Genomic DNA, 16,939 nt, shown 5'->3' with positions numbered 1-16,939 from the left:
CGGTCTGCGCGTCGTGTCCTGCGTGGCCCTCAGGTCTACGCGAACTCCAGCCGGGAATTCAGCTCCGCCGCGACCTCGTCGGCCGGTGCGGAGGCGTCTATCCGCAAAAAGCCCGTGTACTCCGGCAGTTCCCGGTACCCGTGGTGGAAGGCGGCAAGGTCAGCGAGGCTCTCCGAATCCCTCCCGCGGGCAATGATGCGGCGGTGCGCTTCGGCGTGGTCGATGTCCAGATGGAAGACGGCGTCCGGTTGCGGCAGCCGGGCCAACAGCCAGGGGAGGAATCGTCCCCGGGACAGCCCTTTTGCGTGCCGCAGTGCCAGCTGGCAGTGAAGGTGGCGGTCCATGACCACCAGGCCGTCGAAGCGGCTGGCGCGCAGGTGCGATACCAGCACGTTGCCCACCCGGAGAAGGGTTTCGATTCGGTCTGCCACCCTGTCCGGCAGCCGCACTCCCAGCCTGGCCGCGGCCAGGGACATGACCCGCCGGCCCGCATGGTTGCTCACCAGCAAGGCCCGTCCACCGCGGGCCCGCACCATCGAAACCAGGGCGCGGGCCGCCGTCGACTTTCCCGATCCGTCGATGCCTGTCAGCACAATGATCATCCGGCCTCCTCCGCCGATCCTTTAACGGCGGGAGCGGGCGCAATGTCCCGGATGAGCTGGAGTTCACAGGCAGGGACGATGCGAAACTGCATGACGGCCCTTCAGAGGGTCTGGACCGGGTCGAGCCCGGCCCGCTGGCCCGGAGGGTCGGGATGGAACCAGGACCTACATGATGTTGGTGGGTACCAGCAGCGCCCAGGCCAGGGCAGGCGCCACCAGCACCACGCCGCCCGCATAGAACGTCAGCTGCTTGTAGACCCGTTGCCGGTCGTGATCCCGGGCATTGGCCACCACCAGTGCGCCGTCAGTGGAGAAGGGGGAGACGTCGACGACGGTGGCTGCGATGGCCAGCGCGGCAACAGTTCCGGAGGCGCTGAGCGAGCTCGTGGCCAGGAGGGGTCCGGCCAGGGGTATGAACGCGGTGAGCAGGGCGGTGGAGGAAGCGAAGGCCGAGCCGACACCGATCACATAACACAGGACCAGCGCGATCAGCAGCGGCGTACCCAGGGCCAGGGCCTGCTCGGCAAGGGTGTCGATGACCCCTACGTGCTCCAGCAGGGAGACGTACGTGATCATCCCGGCAACCAGCAGGACCGTGGACCAGGAAATGCCGCCGATGAAGGTCTTGTGCTCCTTGATGTTGATGAATGCCAGGAGCAGGCCTGCGGAGAGGGCCACAAAGCCGATGGGCAGGTGGAAACCGAGGGTGGCTGCCAGCATCACGGCGATCAGGACCAGGGTCAGGACCTGCTGTCCGTGCGGGCGTCCGGTGGCGGAGGTGTCGATGTCCGCGTGCTGACCCGCGGTGCCGTCACGCAGCCTGCCGATCAGGGCGAACAGGACAATGGTGAGCACTGAGAGGATCAGGTTCACGGCGAAGCTGGCAGTGAACAGGCCGCCCTGGGCGATTGGGAAATGGTTCTTCAGGGCGATGTCATGCACCAGCACACCGGCAACGGACAGCGGGGAGAAGCCGCCGGCGTGGGCGCCGTTGATGATGAACGCGCCCATGAGTACGGGGTGGATCCTCGATTCGTAGGCGAATCCGAGCGCTGCTGGAGCGAGCAGCGCGATGGCGGCGGGGGAGAAGGTGCCGAGCGAGGTCAGCGCGGCGGCGATCAGGAAGAACACCCACGGCAGCAGCAGGGTCTTTCCCCGGACCATCCGCACGCAGCCCTTGACGATGATGTCGATGGTGCCGTTCCGCTGGGCCATGCTGAAGAAGTAGGTGACGCCAATGATGGTCAAGACGATGCTGGCGGGAAACTCCGCCAGGATCTCCCGGTCCGACATCCCCAGCATGAAATAGCCGACGCCGAAGGAGGCCACCAGCCCCATCACCCCGATGTTCAGCGGCCATTTGGTGGCGATGACGAACATCGCCACGAGGATCACCAGCGGGATGATCTGGATAGCGGTCATGGCAGGCTCCGGTCTCGTGGCGGCTGCCTGGTTGAACATGCCACCGGTCACGGGGGCAAGCACGCGGGGTGCGGCTTGCCCATGGAAAGCATCATGACATTCCATTCGACGCTGCCGGGAATCGCGCGCCGGGCTCCTGGGAATTGCGCGCCGGAAGGCGCCGTCGGCTGCCTCGAGACCGTAGGCTGGAGGCCCGGAAGGGGTCTCCCCGGCCGGGCAGGCAGTTCCACAACAGGCAACTGCAGAACAGGCAGTTCCCAGGTGAAAGGCAGGACCATGACCGTTTCCAGCGACGATCCCCAGAACACCGCAGACCTCCGGGGCCCGGGCGATCCGGACGAAGCCAGGGAAGCCGCTAAGAAGGCACCCCAGTCCGGGCAGCACCCCGAACAGCCGGGCGCGGCGAACATCCGTGAGGAACAGCAGGTCCACGCCGCCGGAACCGTTCCGGCGTCGTATGTTGGGGGCGGGGACGCGGCCGGCGACAACAAACCGGAGGAAAGCAAGCCGGAAGAGGCGCTGGGGGAGCCGGGTACCTGGGACGACGAAGTCTAGGCATGATCTCCCGCACCGACATTGACCAGGCCGCGCGCCGGACGGCCGGCCTTATCCGCAGAACGCCGGTGATGGAGGCGGACCTGGGCCTGTCCGACGGCCGGGTCTGGTTCAAATGCGAGTTCATGCAGCACACGGGCACATTCAAGGCCCGCGGCGCGCTCAACCGCATCCTGGCCGCCAAGGAGCGCGGGGAACTTAGGGGCGGCGTCGGCGTCGTGGTGGCCTCAGGCGGAAACGCGGGGCTGGCCAATGCCTATGCCGCGAAGCAGCTGGGGGTTCCGGCCGCCGTCTTTGTCCCGGAAGCCGCGCCCGCCGTCAAGGTCGCCAAACTGAAGGCCATCGGCGCCACCGTGGTGCAGGGCGGTGCGGAGTACGCGGCCGCCTACCAGGCCGCCGTGGCCCACGCCGAGGAAACCGGCGCGGTGTACTGCCACGCCTATGACCAGCCCGAAATCGTTGCCGGTGCCGGAACAGTGGGCTCGGAGCTGCTGGAGCAGCTGCCGGACGTGGACACCGTCCTGGTGGCAGTGGGCGGCGGCGGGCTGATGGCGGGGGTAGCCGCCGCCGTCGAGGGCGCCGCGAAAGTGGTGGCCGTGGAACCGGAAACAGCGCCAACCCTGCACGTCGCCCTGGCCTCTGGTGGGCCGGTGGACGTCGCCGTATCGGGTGTCGCGGCCGACTCCCTGGGTGCCCGCCGCATAGGCGAGATCGGCTTCTCAGTGGCGGTCCGCTGCGGCGTCGAAAGCGTCCTTGTCAGCGACGCGGACATCATTGCCGTACGCTCGGCACTCTGGAACGACTACCGGATCGTGGTGGAACACGGCGCTGCAGCGGCTTACGCCGCGTTGACCTCCGGTGCGTATGTGCCGGGGACGAACGAGCGCGTTGCCGTCATCCTCTGCGGTGCCAACACGGATCCGGCCACGCTTTGATCCAGCCCGGGCGAACGGGACGCCCGGGCTGGATCAGCTGACTACTGGCCGCCGGCCTGGCCGCAGAACTTGCTGTAGGTGCTGCCGGCCTCCTGGTAGCCGGACTGCAAATCGGCAAGCTTGTCCTTGTCCGGGTTCTCCTTGGCCTGTTCGTCCGTGTACGCGAGGATCGAGGCCAGGGCAGGCTTGAGGTCGTCCGAAGCCACGGCGTGGATGGGACGGATCTGGTTGGCGAGGTTGTTCATGCCCGTCTTGCCGGCGTTGTTGGCGGGGTTCGACACAACGGCCTGGATCCGCTCGCAGGTCTCAGCGGTGGTCAGTTGGTGTGTGGCGGTGCAGGCCGTAGCGGAAGCAACGAGGCCGGCGGCAAACAGGGCTGTGGCGAATTTCTTCATGGGTCCCTCGGTAGTGGTCAGAGGTTTCGATTGTAAGCAGATTGGGTACCCCCATGCCTTCGCAAGCCCAATACGGGCGCTTAAACTGGCAGTACCAATCGTGCGGAGCTTCCGCAGATGGGCCCCGCGCGCATCAAACCAGACTAAGGAACCAGCATGCGCCGAACAGCACGCCGCCGTGCCGCCGCAGGACTTGTCGCCCTGCTTTCACTGCTCCTCCCCACAGCCGTTCCGGCGTCGGCCGCGCCCCGATCAGGGGAGATAGTGCTCGACGGCGCCACCTCCGCGGAGGGCATCGCGGCGGGGGAGGGGAGGACTTTCTACGCAGGGGAACTCACCACCGGTGATATCTTCCGCGGGAACCTCCGCCAAAGCACCGCCACGCGTTTCATCCACGCCCCCGCGGGGCGCGCAGCCGCCGGAATGAAGGCCGATTCCTGCCACAACCTGTTGTTCGTGGCTGGCGCCACCACCGGCAAGGCTTTCGTCTACAACACCGACACCGGCGAACCCGTGGCCGATTTTGACCTGGCCAAGGGATTCATCAACGACGTCACCCTGACCAGCGGGGGCGCCTGGTTTACCAATTCGGCCGCGGCGGAACTCTACTTCCTGCCGGTGGGAGAAGACGGTGAACTGGGCACGGTGAAGACCCTGAAGCTGAGCGGCCCGGCCGCGGACCTCACACCGGACTTCAACCTCAACGGCATTGCCTCGGCTGACGACGGCAACGTCCTGCTGGTGGCGCATACAGCCGACGGCGCGGTGTACACGGTCAACCCTGAAACGGGGGAGAGCGCAGCCATTGAGGGCGTCAGCGTCCCCTTCGTGGACGGCATCCTGGTGCGTGGCGGCACCTTGTGGGCGGTCCAGAACCAGCTGAACCAGATAGCCCGCATTGATCTGGCCGGGGACCTGTCCTCCGGCGTTGTGGAAGGCACGATCAAGAGCGACTCGTTCAATGTCCCCACCACCGTGGCCCTGTTCGGAAATACGCTGGCCGCCGTGAATGCGCAGTTCAACCAGCCGCCCAGCCCGTTCGAAGTTGTGCTGGTTCCGGCCCGGAAGTAGTGCCGTTAAAAGAAACTGGCCGGCAGCATGAACTGCCGGCCAGTTTGGCCTGGGGGATCCGGAATCGCCTGGGGGATCCGGAAAGACGGATCAGATGGTGCGCGGAGCCTTGGCCAGGTTGTCCTTCAGCTGGGCGGCGGTCTGCCGCTTCACGTAAGCCGGACGGTCCCGCTCCACACGCCAGCTCTCCGAGAGCGGGCCGACATTGACGGTGTCGAAACCGAATTCGTCGTAGAGGCGGGTCACCAGCTCGGCTGCTTCCGGATAGTCGCTGGCGGTGGCCAGGGCGCGCCGGTCGGCGGTGCCGGCGGGTGATCCGTCGGTGGTGATGTCCGCGGCCATGATGTGGTTGAAGCCCTTGGCCACCTTGGACTGCGGCAGGTGCTCCTGCAGCAGCCCGGAGGTGGTGGCCTCGCCGTTGTCCAGGGCGGGGATCCTGCCGTCCCGCTCCCAGTAGTAGTTGTTCGTGTCGATCACAACCTTGCCGGCCAGCGGCTCCACCGGGACGTCCTTGTAGTTTTTCAGCGGGACGGTCACCACTGCGAAGTCGCCCGCGGCTGCCGCTTCGGCTGCCGTGGCAGCCCGGGCCTTCGGGCCAAGCTCAGCCACCAGGTCATGGAGCGTCTCCGGCCCGCGCGAGTTGCTGATGACCACGTCGTAGCCCAGTTCCACGGCCTTCCGTGCGACCTGGCTGCCAATATGTCCTGCACCAATGATTCCGATTGTTGTCATAGTGGCGGCAACAGCGGTCCCCCTGCAGATATTTCAGCCGGTTCCCGGGAATAAAAGGGCGGGGTTCCGGCTACCTACTTACCCAGGTAGCGGCCCGGGCGGTGGTTCAGGGCAAGGATGAGGTTCAGCAGCGTGGCGCCGGCAGCGGACAGCACCACCAGCAGCGGCGGCACCAGGACCAGCGATGCCAGCACGATGGCAACGTCCAGCACCATCTGCACATATCCGGCGCGCCAGTTCAGCTTCTCCTGCAGCAGCAGGGCAAGGATATTGAAGCCGCCCAGGCTGGACTGGTGCCGGAACAGGATCAGGAGGCCGACGCCGGCCAGCAGGTTTCCGCCTACCACGCCGTACACCGGGTCGAGGTTCAGTGACCCCAGCGCGGCAGGGTGCAGGCTTGCCATCACGGAAACGAGGGCGATGGCCGCCCCGGTGCGGAGGGTGAAATTCCACCCCTTCTTCCAGACCGCCAGCGCGAAGAACGGCAGGTTCACGGTGAAGAAGATGACACCAAACGGCAGTGCAACGGAGTAGCTGAGCAACAGCGCCAGGCCTGCGGTGCCGCCGGTGACGGCGCCGCTGGACTTGAGGAGGAACAGGCCCAGTGACGCCGCAAAGGTGCCGGTCAGGATGCCCAGGACGTCCTCAACCACGGAATGGCGGACGGCCGACGGCGGCGCAGGACGTCCCGCCGTCGGCTCTTCCAGGAGCGTGGCCGGGGCAGTAGTGGTTGCGTCAGCATGGACCTCTATGGACGTGCTCACTGCGCTGCAAACCGACCGCGGTCTGCCAGGACAGCCAGCACGCGGTCATTGGTGGCGGCATCGGCCAGGGTGATGCGCACGCCGTCAACCGCGTAGCCGCGTGCCAGGATGTCGGCCTGGGCCAGCGCGTCAAGGAGTTGCACGCGCAGGTCGTCCGAAGCCCGCACCCAGTAGAAGTTCGCCTGGCTGTCCGGGACGTCCCAGCCCAGGCCCCGAAGTGCTCCGATCACGCGGGTCCGTTCCTGCGCCACCGCCTCGGTGCGCTCAAGGATCTCGTCCCCTGCAGCAAGCGAAGCGACCGCGGCGGCCTGCGCCATCCTGTTGACGCCAAAAGGAACGGCCGTGCGCCGAAGGCCTTCGGCGATCTCCGGCCGGGCAATGGCGTAGCCGATCCTCAGCCCAGCCAGCCCGTACGCCTTGGAGAAGGTCCGCAGGATGCAGAGGTTGGGGTAGCGGCGGTAGAAATGCAGGGAGTCGACGCCCGGGCCGCGCTGGAACTCAACATACGCCTCGTCCAGCACTACCAGTACCCGCGGGGGGACGGACTGGAGGAACTCCTCCAGCGCCTCCGCGCTGATGGACACCCCGGTGGGGTTGTTCGGCGAGCACAGGATCACCAGCCGGGTGCGCTCCGTAATGGCCGCAGCCATGGCCGTGAGATCGTGGTGCTCATCTGCCAGCAGCGGCACGGGGACCGAAACGGCGCCGGCCACCGCCACCAGGATGGGATAGGCCTCGAAGGACCGCCAGGCGTACACCACCTCGTCGCCGTGCGAGCAGACGGCGGAGATAATCTGCTGCAGCACACCGGAGCTTCCCGGTCCGGCGGCAACCTCATCAGCGCTGACACCGAAGTGCGCGGCAATGGCCTCCCGTGCTTCCACCGCCCCCATGCTCGGGTACCGGTGGATCCTGCCGGCCTCGGCGGCAATCGCGCCGACGACGGACGGCAGGGGAGTGAAGTGGCTTTCGTTCGAGGCAAGAGCCGCGGTCAGGGCAGACTGGGCGCTCTTGCCGGCCACGTAGGCGGGAAGCTGGGCGACGGCGGCGCGGACCTCTGGGGCGGCGGCTTCTGGAAGCGTGCTGGTCATGGACAGCATGATCGGTGAATTCAGGACGTCTGCGCAACAGGGGAGGATTGAGCAGGACACATCCAGCAGATGTTGTCTCCAGCAGTGGCAAAAATGCTCACTATGCATCTTATTGACGCCCTTGACGCAGAGATCCTCCTCACACTTGACCGTGACCCGCAGGCTACTGTCCTGTCCCTCTCCCGGACGCTGGGCGTGGCCCGCAATACGGTGCATGCCCGGCTCCGCCGCCTCGCCAATGACGGCAGTCTGGCACCCTTCAGCCAGCGGGTGCGGACCGGGGCGCTTGGCCTGCCGTTGATCGCCTTCATCTCGATTTCCATCAGCCAGTCCTCCAGCGACATTGCCGTGGCAGCGCTGCAGACCATTCCGGAGATCATTGAAATGCATGCCACCACCGGCGATGCCGACCTTCTGGCCAAGGTGGCCGCGAGGGACCCGGCCGACCTGCACCGGATCACCAACGCGATGCTGGCGATCGACGGCGTCGTCCGCACCAGCACCGCCATGTCCCTGGTGGAAGTGATGCCCACCCGCACAGTGCCCCTGCTGCAGGCGGCCGCACACAAATAGCCAGCAGCCCTTGCGAGGTCCGCCCACTGCCAGGGAGGGCGGGCGGTGGTGCCGGACAGGCGAACGCAGGAGAACATTTTCTCCCAATTACTACCGGTCAAGGCCTTGACCGTTCTTGTAAAGCGCTGATAAACCTAAAGGGCAGAAAGCGTTTTCCTCGTCGTCCTCTCCTCCCCGCAATCACTCCCGGGGATAGGAGTTGCTTTGAATGAAACGTTCCAAATGCGTCTGTGGCAGCCTCACCTGCCGCCGCATCAAAGGAGATGTTCTTTTGGCAAACCCCTCAATGTGTTCCCCGAAATCCCCGGCGGGCAGGGCGCGGAAGCCTGTGCCCGCTGCCGCGGCGGCCACGCTCGCTGCGGCAGTGATGGCCTTGGCCGGCGTCCCGTTTGCTGCCGCTGACCCGGGCCCGGGAGGCCCTGCCGCTCCGGCTCCCCGCGCACACTCAGGCCTCGCGCGCCAGGTGGAAAACCTGGACCGCGCCCCGGTTGCCGTCCTGACGGACCAGGGCGTCAGCTTGGGCTGGCGGATGCTGGGCCTGGACCAGGACAGCGTTGGCTTCCAGGTCATCCGCGACGGCGTCCTCATTACCCCCGAGCCCATCCGGGACACCACCACATACCTTGACCCGGCGGGAACGGCGGACTCCAGGTACGTGATCAAGACCGTGGGCAACGGCAACGGGCAGGACAAGCTCAGTGCCGGGTTCAGTCCGCTGGCACAGAATTACCTCCCCATCAAGCTGGACAAGCCCGCCGACGGCGTAAGCAAGGATGGAAAGCCGTACACCTACAGCGCCAACGATTCCAGCGTTGCCGACCTTGACGGTGACGGCGCGTACGAGATCATCCAGCTGTGGAACCCGTCCAACGCACAGGACAACTCCAAGTCCGGCTACACCGGGAACGTCTACGTGGACGCCTACAGGATGGACGGCACCAGGCTGTGGCGCATCGACCTGGGCCGCAACATCCGGGCGGGCGCCCACTATACGCAGATGCTGGCCTATGACTTTGACGGTGACGGCAAGGCCGAGGTGGCGTTCAAGACCGCGGACGGAACCACCGATGCGGCGGGAACCGTCATTGGTGATGCTGCGGCGGATTACAGGACCAGTGCCGGCTATGTCCTGTCCGGGCCGGAATTCCTCACGGTGTTCAACGGCGCCAGCGGCACCATCATGGACACCGTTCCCTACGATCCGCCGCGCGGCGCTGTATCCGCGTGGGGCGACAATTACGGCAACCGCGTGGACAGGTTCCTCGCTGGAGTGGCGTATCTGGACGGTGAACACCCGTCCATGATGTTCAGCCGCGGCTACTACACCCGCACTGTGCTGGTCACCTACGATCTTGTGAACGGCAAGCTGGTGAAGCGCTGGAAGTTCGATTCCGATGTGGCTGGAGCCGAGTACAAGGGCCAGGGCAACCACAACCTCTCCGTGGCGGATGTGGACCAGGACGGCAAGGACGAGTTTGTTTTTGGCTCCATGGCGATCGACGACGACGGCACTCCGCTGTACAACACCGGGCTGGGCCACGGCGACGCCATCCACACGGGCGATCTTGATCCCTCCCGGCCGGGGCTCGAGACCTTCGCAGTGCACGAAAGCATGAGCCAGAGCGGCAACCGCGGCGCCACGTTCCGCGATGCCGCCACCGGCGAAGTGCTGTGGAGCATCCCCGCCGTCAAGGACACAGGCCGCGGCGCCACGGGCGACATCGACCCCCGTTTTCCGGGCTCTGAAAGCTGGGCTGTAGGCGGCGATGCCGCGTGGAACTCCCCGGTGGGGTTCCTGATGTCCGCCAAGGGTGAGCGGATCTCGGACAAGATCCCTGCAGCCAACTTCATGGCTTGGTGGGACGGCGACCTGCTGCGGGAGATCGTGGACCATGACTTCGACGCCGTGGCCGGTATGGGAGTGCCCACCATCTCCAAGTGGAACTGGGGAACCGAAACCAGCGACCGGCTCCTGACCGCTTCCGGCGCGCGGACCAACAACCACACCAAGGGCAACCCGTCCCTGCAGGCGGACCTGCTGGGCGACTGGCGCGAGGAACTCGTGTTCCCCTCCGCCGACAGCACTGAGCTGCGGATCTACACCACCGCCTCACCCACGGAGGTCCGTCTGCGCACCCTGATGCACGACCCGATGTACCGGACCGGCGTGGCCCGTGAAGCGGTGGGCTACAACCAGCCGCCGCACCCCAGCTTCTTCATCGGCGAGGGTATGCAGGCACCGGCCATGCCGGCCGTCTACTACGCCGGAACGGCCAAGTAGGCCGGCCGGAGACGCGAAAGCGCCGCCCGCCTTGGGGGAAGGCGGGCGGCGCTTGCTTGTGGGTCAGTGCGGGTCAGTGGCCGCCGAGGTTGCCACCCACCGGCGGAAGGCCGCCCTCGGTGCCGCGGTCGTCCCCGCGCCGTTCGCCGGCGCTGAGGTTCTCGCCTTCGAGCGTCTCGTCGGACTCCCCGGTGGTGTCCACCAGGCCGTTGGTCTGGTCGAAGGCGTGCCCGATCCTGTCATCGCCCAGGTCGGCGACTGAACCGGTGGAGCCCGCCGCCGCCGTCGTGCCGGCTGCCGGAACCCCGACGCCTGCGTCCGCCGAGCCTGTGGTGGAGCCGGTGGTCAGGGGCTCCGCGGGAACAACCGGTTCTGCCGGAACCACAGGAGTGGTCTCGGTGACCGTCACATCGCGGGTCTCCGTCTTGTCCTTGTTGCCGCTGGCTGCCATCGCCGCTGCTGCGCCGGCAGCCGCTGCAATGCCGACGCCGGCGGCAACCTTGCCGGAAACGCCGGCTTTGCCGGAATCGCCACGGGACGCGCTCGCATGTTCAACGCCGGGGGTGCCAACCGCGGAGCCGGCGTTCACCGATCCGCGCCAGGCGCCGCTGGCGTAGCCTTCATCCTCGATGAATTCCTTGAACTTCTGCAGGTCCGATTCCGCCTGCCGGTCAACGACGTTCAGTTTGTCGCCCACCTTCTCGACCAGGCCTTCGGGTTCATATTCGAGGGTCAGCCGGAGGGAGGTCTGGCCGCCTCCGACGTCCTCGAAGTCCACGGCGCCGGCGTTCGTGGCACCTTCGGTGGCGGCCCAGGCAACGCGCCGGTCCGGGACCTGCTCCAGGATTTTGGCTTCCCATTGCCTGCGGACGCCGCCGATCTCGGCCACCCATTCCAGTCGGTCGTCACTGAGCTGCGTGACGCTCTTGACGCCGCCCATGAAGTGCGGGAACTCCTCGAACTGGGTCCACTGGTTGTAAGCGGTGCTCACCGGTACGTTCACCAGAATGCGTTTTTCCACCTTCGTGCTCATAACGTCTCCTTCGCTTTGTTACCGGGGACTGACGACCAGGGAAAAATCATCAGCATGCTTACCAACATACCTACTGACTGCTTCGGATTCCAGAGCGGTGGGCGACAAAAACGCGAAACCTCCGAAAGGCAGGCTTACTCAGGGCGCCACCACGACGCCGTAGGAGCCCTCGTTGAGTGCGCTTGGTTTGGTGGAAGGAGCCACCACGCCGAAGTCGTAGCCCTTGGCCCGGATGGCGTCGATGGTCTTGGACAGGTAGTCCCATTGGGAGGCGGGGCAGGACAGGACGTCGTTGCCGTCGTGGAGCAGGATGATTGCACCCGAGGTGACCTCATCCAGCACGTACTTCTCGACTCCAGCTGCACCGGGGCACTCGTAGTCGCCGGGCTCGCCGACCGCCCAGTGCCACTGGATGCCGCCGCTCATGCCGATGCTCCTGATGTATTTGAGCGCGTAGGGGGTGCTGTTGCCGAACGGGAAGCGCATCAGCACGGGTGTGGTGCCGGTGATGGCCTTGAGGGTGGCGTTGGTGCGGTCAACTTCCTGCTTCTGGTTCGCCTGGGTGAGGTCGGGGAAGTTGGCGTGGTCCCAGGAGTGGTTGCCGATAACGTGCCCCTCGGCTTTGATCCGGCGGACGAGGTCAGGGTACTGCTCGGCGTGTGAGCCCTGGATGAAGAACGTTGCCTTGACGTTCTTTTCCTTGAGGACGTCGAGGACAAAAGCGGTGCGCTCGGCGGATGGCCCGTCGTCAAAGGTCAGGCCGATCAGTGGCTTGTCGGCGGCATGGGCTGATGCAGGGGCCCCGGCGACTAAGGCCAGAATCAAGCTCAGGGCAGCCAGGGCCATGACCGCAATCTTGCTTTTCATGGTGCTCTTTCCCTTCCCAAGGCTGCTTTCAACCTTGTTTAGGTGAGCACCCTATGACCGCCTTAAAGGGGGTGTAAACAGATGTCAGGCGTCGACTGCGTAACTTCTCCTGCCTCCCGCAATGGTGCAATTCCGGGCGTTACCTAAGCGTTGCCTGGAAGGGATAAGCGGACGACGGCGGCACCGGGCCGGGTGCCGCCGCCGCGGTTTTGGCCGGGCAGGTTGCGTCAGTCCAGGTACTGGCCCACCAACGCAAGGTTCTGGATGACGGCAAGCCCAAACTGCGCGGTGTCATTGGTGGAGACGGTGGGCGCCTCATCCACCGGCTGCAGCACGAACGGGGGCGCGATCCGCCGCAGCGAGAACGCTGATCCATGGTTCAGGTGTTCCCCGCCCTCGGCAAAACTCTCCCAGGCCCGGGCTGCCAGGTCACGATCCTGCAACCTTGCCGCCGCGTAGGCCGTCAGGCGGCTGTGCGCCTGGGTCAGGTGGATGCCCTCCAGCGCCTGTCCTACCGCCTCCACCTGCTCCTCCTTCGTGGCCAGGAACAGCCGGCAGTACTGCAGCCAGGCCCGCTCGAACTGCGGGTCCGGTGCCAGGTCCACCAGCTCACTGCAGATCTCCACCAGCCCGAACACCGCGCTGAGGTGCGACACAGAGATCTGCTCCCGGCCGGTGTCGAACCGTCCCTTGTCCAGGTCATACAGCGCCTCGCCGGTGAGGAAGCCGTACTTGAGCGCGCCGATGTCAGCCATGGTGCCCAGCAGCCGGTCGCGGGAGCGCGGGTTGCCCGTCCTTTCCCAGTCGGTGAGCCAGGTTGCCGCGAGCGAGCCCCAGTCTGTCCCGAGACCCACGCCCAGGGCGCCCCGGTTGGGCCGGTAGGTGGCGGCGTCCGGGCGGACTTTGCGGACGGGGTCCAGGCCCAGGAAGTTTTGGTCGCTGTCCACCAGTTCGGCCAGGAGGTCGCCGGTGCGCTCGTCCGCCGTCAGGTAGTAGTAGAAGCGGCGGTAGGCGGGGGTGCTGATCCGCAGCTGTTTGGCGCTGCAGCCCCAGTGCTGGACGTTGTGCCGCGATCCCAGGCCCTTCCATGGCCCCAGGTGGTAGACGTCCACCTCGCCGGTATGCCGGGTCATGGCCTCGGCGAACCGGAAGATGTCCGCCCTGCCGGAGCGCAGGTAGGAGTACCAGAGCCAGAGGTCCGGGGAGAGCTCCGAGTTGTCCCACGCGTAACCGCCAACGTCATAGCGCCACACATGCCGGTCGAAATCGTACGTGTGCATGACGTCGCCGTAGTTCCAGAAGCCGTACCAGCGCCGCTGCTCCACCTGGCCGGCATAGAAATCGAAGAGGAAGTCCAGCCGGTCTTCCAGCCGTGCCCGTTCCGGCGTGCTCCGCTCCACTGGGGCCCAGTCGCCGAACACGCCCGCGGAATGCAGGTACTCCGGAGTGGCCTGGAGCAGGGCGGGCGTGGAGGCAGCGGCGGCGTCGGCGGCCAGGCTTTCGGTTGGCGGGGTGGCCTCGTAGGCGAACAGGGTCAGTTCGTGGGTGCGGGCAATGCCCGTGGGGTTGCCGAACCCCGGTTCGTAGTCCTCGTACGTGATTTCCAAGCCTTCGAGCTGTTCCTCGAACGTGTCCTGCCCCAGGCCGTCGTGGTAGAACCGCAGATCCATGGGCTGCGCTTCGGGGGAGTACAGCCAGGCCGTCAGGGCGGCTTCGCTGCCCGCCGCGCCGCGGATGTCCAGCTGCCCCGGATGGGATTGCCAGAAGTCCTTGATGCCGATTCCCAGGCCGCCGCGGCTGTCGCTCACCGAGCAGAAACCGGCGGCACGGGTTCCGCCGGAGATGCCCACCCAGCCGTGGCCCGCAGCCGTGCGCTTGCGCAGTTCGAAACCGTCCGCGCTGAGCTGGCTGAGCGTGTAGTCGCCCCATGTGGGGATCAGGTGCAGCCGGCCGGAGACCTCCGGGTTCCAGGTCTGTTCCGGGGGAGTGGCGCGTCCGGCGATCTGCGCCTCCCGCACCTCCGCGCCCGGGTCCCGGCGGAGCCCGGTCAGGCCGCGGACTGCCTCGGCGAGGAAACCGCCGTCGGCTCCTGCAATGCGGATGTGCCGGTTGTGCAGTTCGGCCTCCAGTGGCACGGTGAACCGTACGCCGAGTCCGGCCAGGAAGTCCCGCTCCGGGTCGCCGTCCCAGATGAAGGAGTGCACCATCCGCACGCTGCGGGCGTTGGCGTGGAAGTAGAAGCGCACCACAAAGGGCAGCCAGGAGCGCCCGTTGCCGGGACCATCCTGGCGGTGCCGGCCTTCCAGCCGCACCACCGCCCGGACCGGGCCGTTTTGTTCGAGGGCGACGGCCGTGACCTCGCCGGTAAAGGCCTCCCGCCTGGCCGTCCCTGACCCTTCGGGGATGCCATCCTGCAGCAGGCTGACCAGCCGGGCGTCCCGGGCAACGGTCCTGCCGTCCCGGGAAAGGCTGCTGAACAGGGTTGAACCGCCGCAGTTGATGACCATCTGCAGGACGCCGGTATCCACGGTGATGGCGTCCGCGCTTTCGGTGACCACGACTGAGGCGATGCCCGACGACGGCCGGCCGGCCCGGGTGGCTGTGCCGGCGTCGGCCGTCACGTGGTAGGTGTCCGACGGCGAGCAGGTCGCCGGGAGCGCGACGCCGGCCCACTTCAGGGATCCGTCCGGCCAGGTGGCCAGTGGCCACGCCTGGCTGGGGACGCGGGCGCCGGTGGCGTCCGCAACTGCCAGGGCTTCCACCCCAGGCACTGTGCCGCGTGGGAACGGCATGCCCCACGTGCTTCCGCCGCTGATTTCCGCAGGAGCTTGTCCGTCGATCCACCTGATGAGGGTGCTGTCCGCCATGTCATCCAATTCCGCTGGTTGCCGCGCGCAGGACTCCCGCATCCACGGGAAAGCGCTTTCTCACTATAGTTACAACGTAGTAGACCAGTGCCCTCCGGGCAAGGGCCTGCTGCGGGGCAGGACAGCCTGCCGGGTGAGGTGGAAGGTGTGGTGTGGGACGTACCGCCGGCGAAGGGGCTACTTATCGGCGGCGTCGCCGGCGTCGTCCGCTCCTTCGGCAGGGTCCTGCGAATGCATGCGCAGGTCCTGCGGGTCTGCGTCCGGGTCGCCTTCGGCAGGTGCCTGGTTGTGGACCCGGTTGTCGTCGCCCATTGCTGCATTCTCAGTCATGGCTGCTCCTGTCATGTCCCGGGACGGGGCCGGTGTTCTGCGGTACCCCTCATTCAGCGCCCCGCTACCCGCCCTGTCAAGGAGCATCCACACCTCTGGCCGCAGCCGTGCTTGTGTGCTGGACGCCCAGATTCCCATCAAGGACCTCCCGCTGTACAGCTACGACTATGACGCCGACTTCCCGCCCGGGGGCCGTGCCCTCAAGGAAGCCACCGAGGCCGCCGACGGGATCCTATTCGTATCTCCCGAATACAACCGCTCCATCCCCGGCGCCCTGAAGAACGCCATCGACTGGGGCTCCCGCCCGTGGGGAACCATCTCTTTTGCCCGCAAGCCCACCGGCATCATCGGCGCCTCGCCGGGCAGCATCGGCACGGCGGTGATGCAGTCCTCCATGCGCAGCGTCCTGAGCTTCCTCGATGCCCCGCAGCTGAATGCGCCGGAGGCCTACATCAGCTACAAGGCAGAAGCTTTTGGGGACGACGGTGAGGTCGAGGATGCGTCCACCGCCAAGTTCCTGGGGCACTACATGGACGAGTATGCGGCCTTCGTGGCGAGGGTCCTGGCTGCGAACGCCCCGGGACACATCGGCGACCTGGAACCGGATGCGGCCAAGCTTCCCCGTTAGTTCCGTTCTCCACCAGGGAGCTTTCCGTCAGGCATACGGCTGCCCGCCGTCCCAGCAACGGCGGGCATCCGAGTCTATGGGCAGGCATGTCCGGCGCCTGCGATCCGGGGCTGCGGGTCAGTCCAGCGGCAGCGTCACCGTCACGCTGGTACCCATCCCCGGGGTGGCACTGATATCCACGGCCCCACCCGCTTCCTGCACGGCGACCGCCATGAGCCGCAATCCATAGCCGTGGTGCCGCCCGCAGGTGGCGAGGTCGCTGTCAAAGCCCGTGCCGTCGTCGGCCACCACCAGGCGGATGCCGTGGTCAACGGCTGCCAGCTGGATGGTGAGCGTGTGCGCAGCGGAGTACTTGAAGGCGTTGCTGAGTGCCTCGCGGGCGGACTGGTACAGGAGGGACGCGGAGTCCGCCGGGATCTCGATGCCCCAGTGCGGGGTATCCCAGTGGACGACGGTCCCGCGCTGCCGCATGGGCGCCGTGAGCCGGTCGATGCAGCCGGCGAGGCCCAACGTGTGGAAATCCAGCGGCTGCCGGTCTGTCAGCACGCCGCCCACGGTTGTGACGTCGCTGTCCAACGCTGTTCTGCTTCCCATGACTTCCTGCTCCCCGCAAGCTGGTTGGTCTGATCTCTCCAGCGTGGACCCGCAAGGTATGGGGATCGTAAGGTTTGGCTCAAGATCCCATCAATTCTGCGCGCGGCGCCTCACGGGCCGGGTAGGGCCCGCCGGCCACCGAACGGGACTTCTTTGATGGCCCCGTGTTTCAGTTCTGCGCAGCTGGGGACAGAACACG

The 16,939-nt window shown here is 66.5% G+C and carries 17 protein-coding genes; 6 read left to right on the top strand and 11 right to left on the bottom strand.

The window, feature by feature from the left end; all coding sequences use genetic code 11:
• Window positions 1-35 precede the first annotated feature (35 nt).
• Window positions 36-602 carry an AAA family ATPase gene (locus VIK36_RS19185; RefSeq protein WP_255173404.1) on the bottom strand — a complete coding sequence of 189 codons (567 nt, stop codon included), beginning with the start codon at window positions 600-602 and terminating at the stop codon, window positions 36-38.
• A 165-nt stretch (window positions 603-767) separates the two neighbouring features.
• Window positions 768-2,024, bottom strand: coding sequence for an SLC13 family permease (locus VIK36_RS19180; RefSeq protein WP_255173403.1), 1,257 nt, complete (start codon window positions 2,022-2,024; stop codon window positions 768-770).
• Between the two features lie 276 nt (window positions 2,025-2,300).
• Between VIK36_RS19180 and VIK36_RS19175 the strand changes: the two genes are divergently transcribed.
• Entirely contained in the window at window positions 2,301-2,579 is a 279-nt protein-coding gene (locus VIK36_RS19175; protein ID WP_324643238.1) for a hypothetical protein, read from the top strand.
• A 2-nt stretch (window positions 2,580-2,581) separates the two neighbouring features.
• Entirely contained in the window at window positions 2,582-3,514 is a 933-nt protein-coding gene (locus tag VIK36_RS19170; protein WP_324643237.1) for a threonine/serine dehydratase, read from the top strand.
• 41 nt (window positions 3,515-3,555) lie between these two features.
• Here VIK36_RS19170 and VIK36_RS19165 read toward each other — a convergent pair whose 3' ends face one another.
• Window positions 3,556-3,909 carry a hypothetical protein gene (locus VIK36_RS19165; RefSeq protein WP_324643235.1) on the bottom strand — a complete coding sequence of 118 codons (354 nt, stop codon included), beginning with the start codon at window positions 3,907-3,909 and terminating at the stop codon, window positions 3,556-3,558.
• A 156-nt stretch (window positions 3,910-4,065) separates the two neighbouring features.
• On the opposite strand from VIK36_RS19165, the gene VIK36_RS19160 reads away from it, so the two are divergent.
• Window positions 4,066-4,980, top strand: coding sequence for a hypothetical protein (locus VIK36_RS19160; RefSeq protein ID WP_324643234.1), 915 nt, complete (start codon window positions 4,066-4,068; stop codon window positions 4,978-4,980).
• 90 nt (window positions 4,981-5,070) lie between these two features.
• Here VIK36_RS19160 and VIK36_RS19155 read toward each other — a convergent pair whose 3' ends face one another.
• The 3 genes from VIK36_RS19155 to hisC all read right to left on the bottom strand — a co-directional run bounded on the left by VIK36_RS19155 (window position 5,071) and on the right by hisC (window position 7,576).
• Window positions 5,071-5,712 (bottom strand): NADPH-dependent F420 reductase, encoded by a 642-nt coding sequence (locus VIK36_RS19155; RefSeq protein WP_324643233.1) that lies wholly within the window; start codon window positions 5,710-5,712, stop codon window positions 5,071-5,073.
• A 74-nt stretch (window positions 5,713-5,786) separates the two neighbouring features.
• Complete coding sequence (locus VIK36_RS19150) at window positions 5,787-6,476, bottom strand: YitT family protein (RefSeq protein ID WP_420716225.1); 690 nt, start codon at window positions 6,474-6,476, stop codon at window positions 5,787-5,789.
• Window positions 6,473-7,576 (bottom strand): histidinol-phosphate transaminase, encoded by a 1,104-nt coding sequence (gene hisC / locus VIK36_RS19145; protein WP_324643232.1) that lies wholly within the window; start codon window positions 7,574-7,576, stop codon window positions 6,473-6,475. Before hisC ends, VIK36_RS19150 begins: the two co-directional genes overlap by 4 nt.
• Window positions 7,577-7,660: 84 nt before the next feature.
• On the opposite strand from hisC, the gene VIK36_RS19140 reads away from it, so the two are divergent.
• Complete coding sequence (locus tag VIK36_RS19140; protein WP_255173396.1) at window positions 7,661-8,140, top strand: Lrp/AsnC family transcriptional regulator; 480 nt, start codon at window positions 7,661-7,663, stop codon at window positions 8,138-8,140.
• 286 nt (window positions 8,141-8,426) lie between these two features.
• Window positions 8,427-10,421 carry a rhamnogalacturonan lyase gene (locus VIK36_RS19135; protein WP_324645318.1) on the top strand — a complete coding sequence of 665 codons (1,995 nt, stop codon included), beginning with the start codon at window positions 8,427-8,429 and terminating at the stop codon, window positions 10,419-10,421.
• Between the two features lie 73 nt (window positions 10,422-10,494).
• On the opposite strand, the gene VIK36_RS19130 is transcribed toward VIK36_RS19135, so the two are convergent.
• From VIK36_RS19130 to VIK36_RS19115, 4 genes are all read right to left on the bottom strand, one after another.
• Window positions 10,495-11,454, bottom strand: coding sequence for an SRPBCC family protein (locus VIK36_RS19130; protein WP_324643231.1), 960 nt, complete (start codon window positions 11,452-11,454; stop codon window positions 10,495-10,497).
• A 138-nt stretch (window positions 11,455-11,592) separates the two neighbouring features.
• Window positions 11,593-12,321 (bottom strand): polysaccharide deacetylase family protein, encoded by a 729-nt coding sequence (locus VIK36_RS19125; protein WP_324643230.1) that lies wholly within the window; start codon window positions 12,319-12,321, stop codon window positions 11,593-11,595.
• Between the two features lie 227 nt (window positions 12,322-12,548).
• Entirely contained in the window at window positions 12,549-15,188 is a 2,640-nt protein-coding gene (locus tag VIK36_RS19120; RefSeq protein WP_324643229.1) for a Tat pathway signal sequence domain protein, read from the bottom strand.
• Window positions 15,189-15,365: 177 nt separating this feature from the next.
• Complete coding sequence (locus tag VIK36_RS19115; RefSeq protein WP_255173392.1) at window positions 15,366-15,518, bottom strand: hypothetical protein; 153 nt, start codon at window positions 15,516-15,518, stop codon at window positions 15,366-15,368.
• Between VIK36_RS19115 and VIK36_RS19110 the strand changes: the two genes are divergently transcribed.
• Complete coding sequence (locus VIK36_RS19110) at window positions 15,517-16,146, top strand: NADPH-dependent FMN reductase (RefSeq protein WP_324643227.1); 630 nt, start codon at window positions 15,517-15,519, stop codon at window positions 16,144-16,146. The genes VIK36_RS19115 and VIK36_RS19110 overlap by 2 nt on opposite strands.
• 117 nt (window positions 16,147-16,263) lie before the next feature.
• On the opposite strand, the gene VIK36_RS19105 is transcribed toward VIK36_RS19110, so the two are convergent.
• A complete protein-coding gene (locus tag VIK36_RS19105) occupies window positions 16,264-16,740 on the bottom strand; it encodes a sensor histidine kinase (protein ID WP_255173390.1) in 477 nt (158 codons plus the stop codon).
• Between the last annotated feature and the right edge of the window lie 199 nt (window positions 16,741-16,939).

The sequence above is a fragment of the Pseudarthrobacter sp. LT1 genome (assembly GCF_035621795.1).
GTDB lineage: Bacteria > Actinomycetota > Actinomycetes > Actinomycetales > Micrococcaceae > Arthrobacter.
The sequence above is the reverse complement of the archived record's forward strand: the minus strand, read 5'-3'. Positions and strand labels throughout refer to the sequence as shown.

Excerpts from the sequence above, each read along its gene's own strand:
- VIK36_RS19125 (WP_324643230.1), bottom strand. The coding sequence starts at position 12,321 with ATGAAAAGCAAGATTGCGGTCATGGCCCTGGCTGCCCTGAGCTTGATT.
- VIK36_RS19140 (WP_255173396.1), top strand. The coding sequence starts at position 7,661 with ATGCTCACTATGCATCTTATTGACGCCCTTGACGCAGAGATCCTCCTC.
- VIK36_RS19185 (WP_255173404.1), bottom strand. The coding sequence starts at position 602 with ATGATCATTGTGCTGACAGGCATCGACGGATCGGGAAAGTCGACGGCG.
- VIK36_RS19175 (WP_324643238.1), top strand. The coding sequence starts at position 2,301 with ATGACCGTTTCCAGCGACGATCCCCAGAACACCGCAGACCTCCGGGGC.
- VIK36_RS19165 (WP_324643235.1), bottom strand. The coding sequence starts at position 3,909 with ATGAAGAAATTCGCCACAGCCCTGTTTGCCGCCGGCCTCGTTGCTTCC.
- hisC (WP_324643232.1), bottom strand. The coding sequence starts at position 7,576 with ATGCTGTCCATGACCAGCACGCTTCCAGAAGCCGCCGCCCCAGAGGTC.
- VIK36_RS19110 (WP_324643227.1), top strand. The coding sequence starts at position 15,517 with ATGGCTGCTCCTGTCATGTCCCGGGACGGGGCCGGTGTTCTGCGGTAC.
- VIK36_RS19170 (WP_324643237.1), top strand. The coding sequence starts at position 2,582 with ATGATCTCCCGCACCGACATTGACCAGGCCGCGCGCCGGACGGCCGGC.
- VIK36_RS19115 (WP_255173392.1), bottom strand. The coding sequence starts at position 15,518 with ATGACTGAGAATGCAGCAATGGGCGACGACAACCGGGTCCACAACCAG.
- VIK36_RS19120 (WP_324643229.1), bottom strand. The coding sequence starts at position 15,188 with ATGGCGGACAGCACCCTCATCAGGTGGATCGACGGACAAGCTCCTGCG.
- VIK36_RS19160 (WP_324643234.1), top strand. The coding sequence starts at position 4,066 with ATGCGCCGAACAGCACGCCGCCGTGCCGCCGCAGGACTTGTCGCCCTG.
- VIK36_RS19180 (WP_255173403.1), bottom strand. The coding sequence starts at position 2,024 with ATGACCGCTATCCAGATCATCCCGCTGGTGATCCTCGTGGCGATGTTC.
- VIK36_RS19155 (WP_324643233.1), bottom strand. The coding sequence starts at position 5,712 with ATGACAACAATCGGAATCATTGGTGCAGGACATATTGGCAGCCAGGTC.
- VIK36_RS19135 (WP_324645318.1), top strand. The coding sequence starts at position 8,427 with ATGTGTTCCCCGAAATCCCCGGCGGGCAGGGCGCGGAAGCCTGTGCCC.
- VIK36_RS19105 (WP_255173390.1), bottom strand. The coding sequence starts at position 16,740 with ATGGGAAGCAGAACAGCGTTGGACAGCGACGTCACAACCGTGGGCGGC.
- VIK36_RS19130 (WP_324643231.1), bottom strand. The coding sequence starts at position 11,454 with ATGAGCACGAAGGTGGAAAAACGCATTCTGGTGAACGTACCGGTGAGC.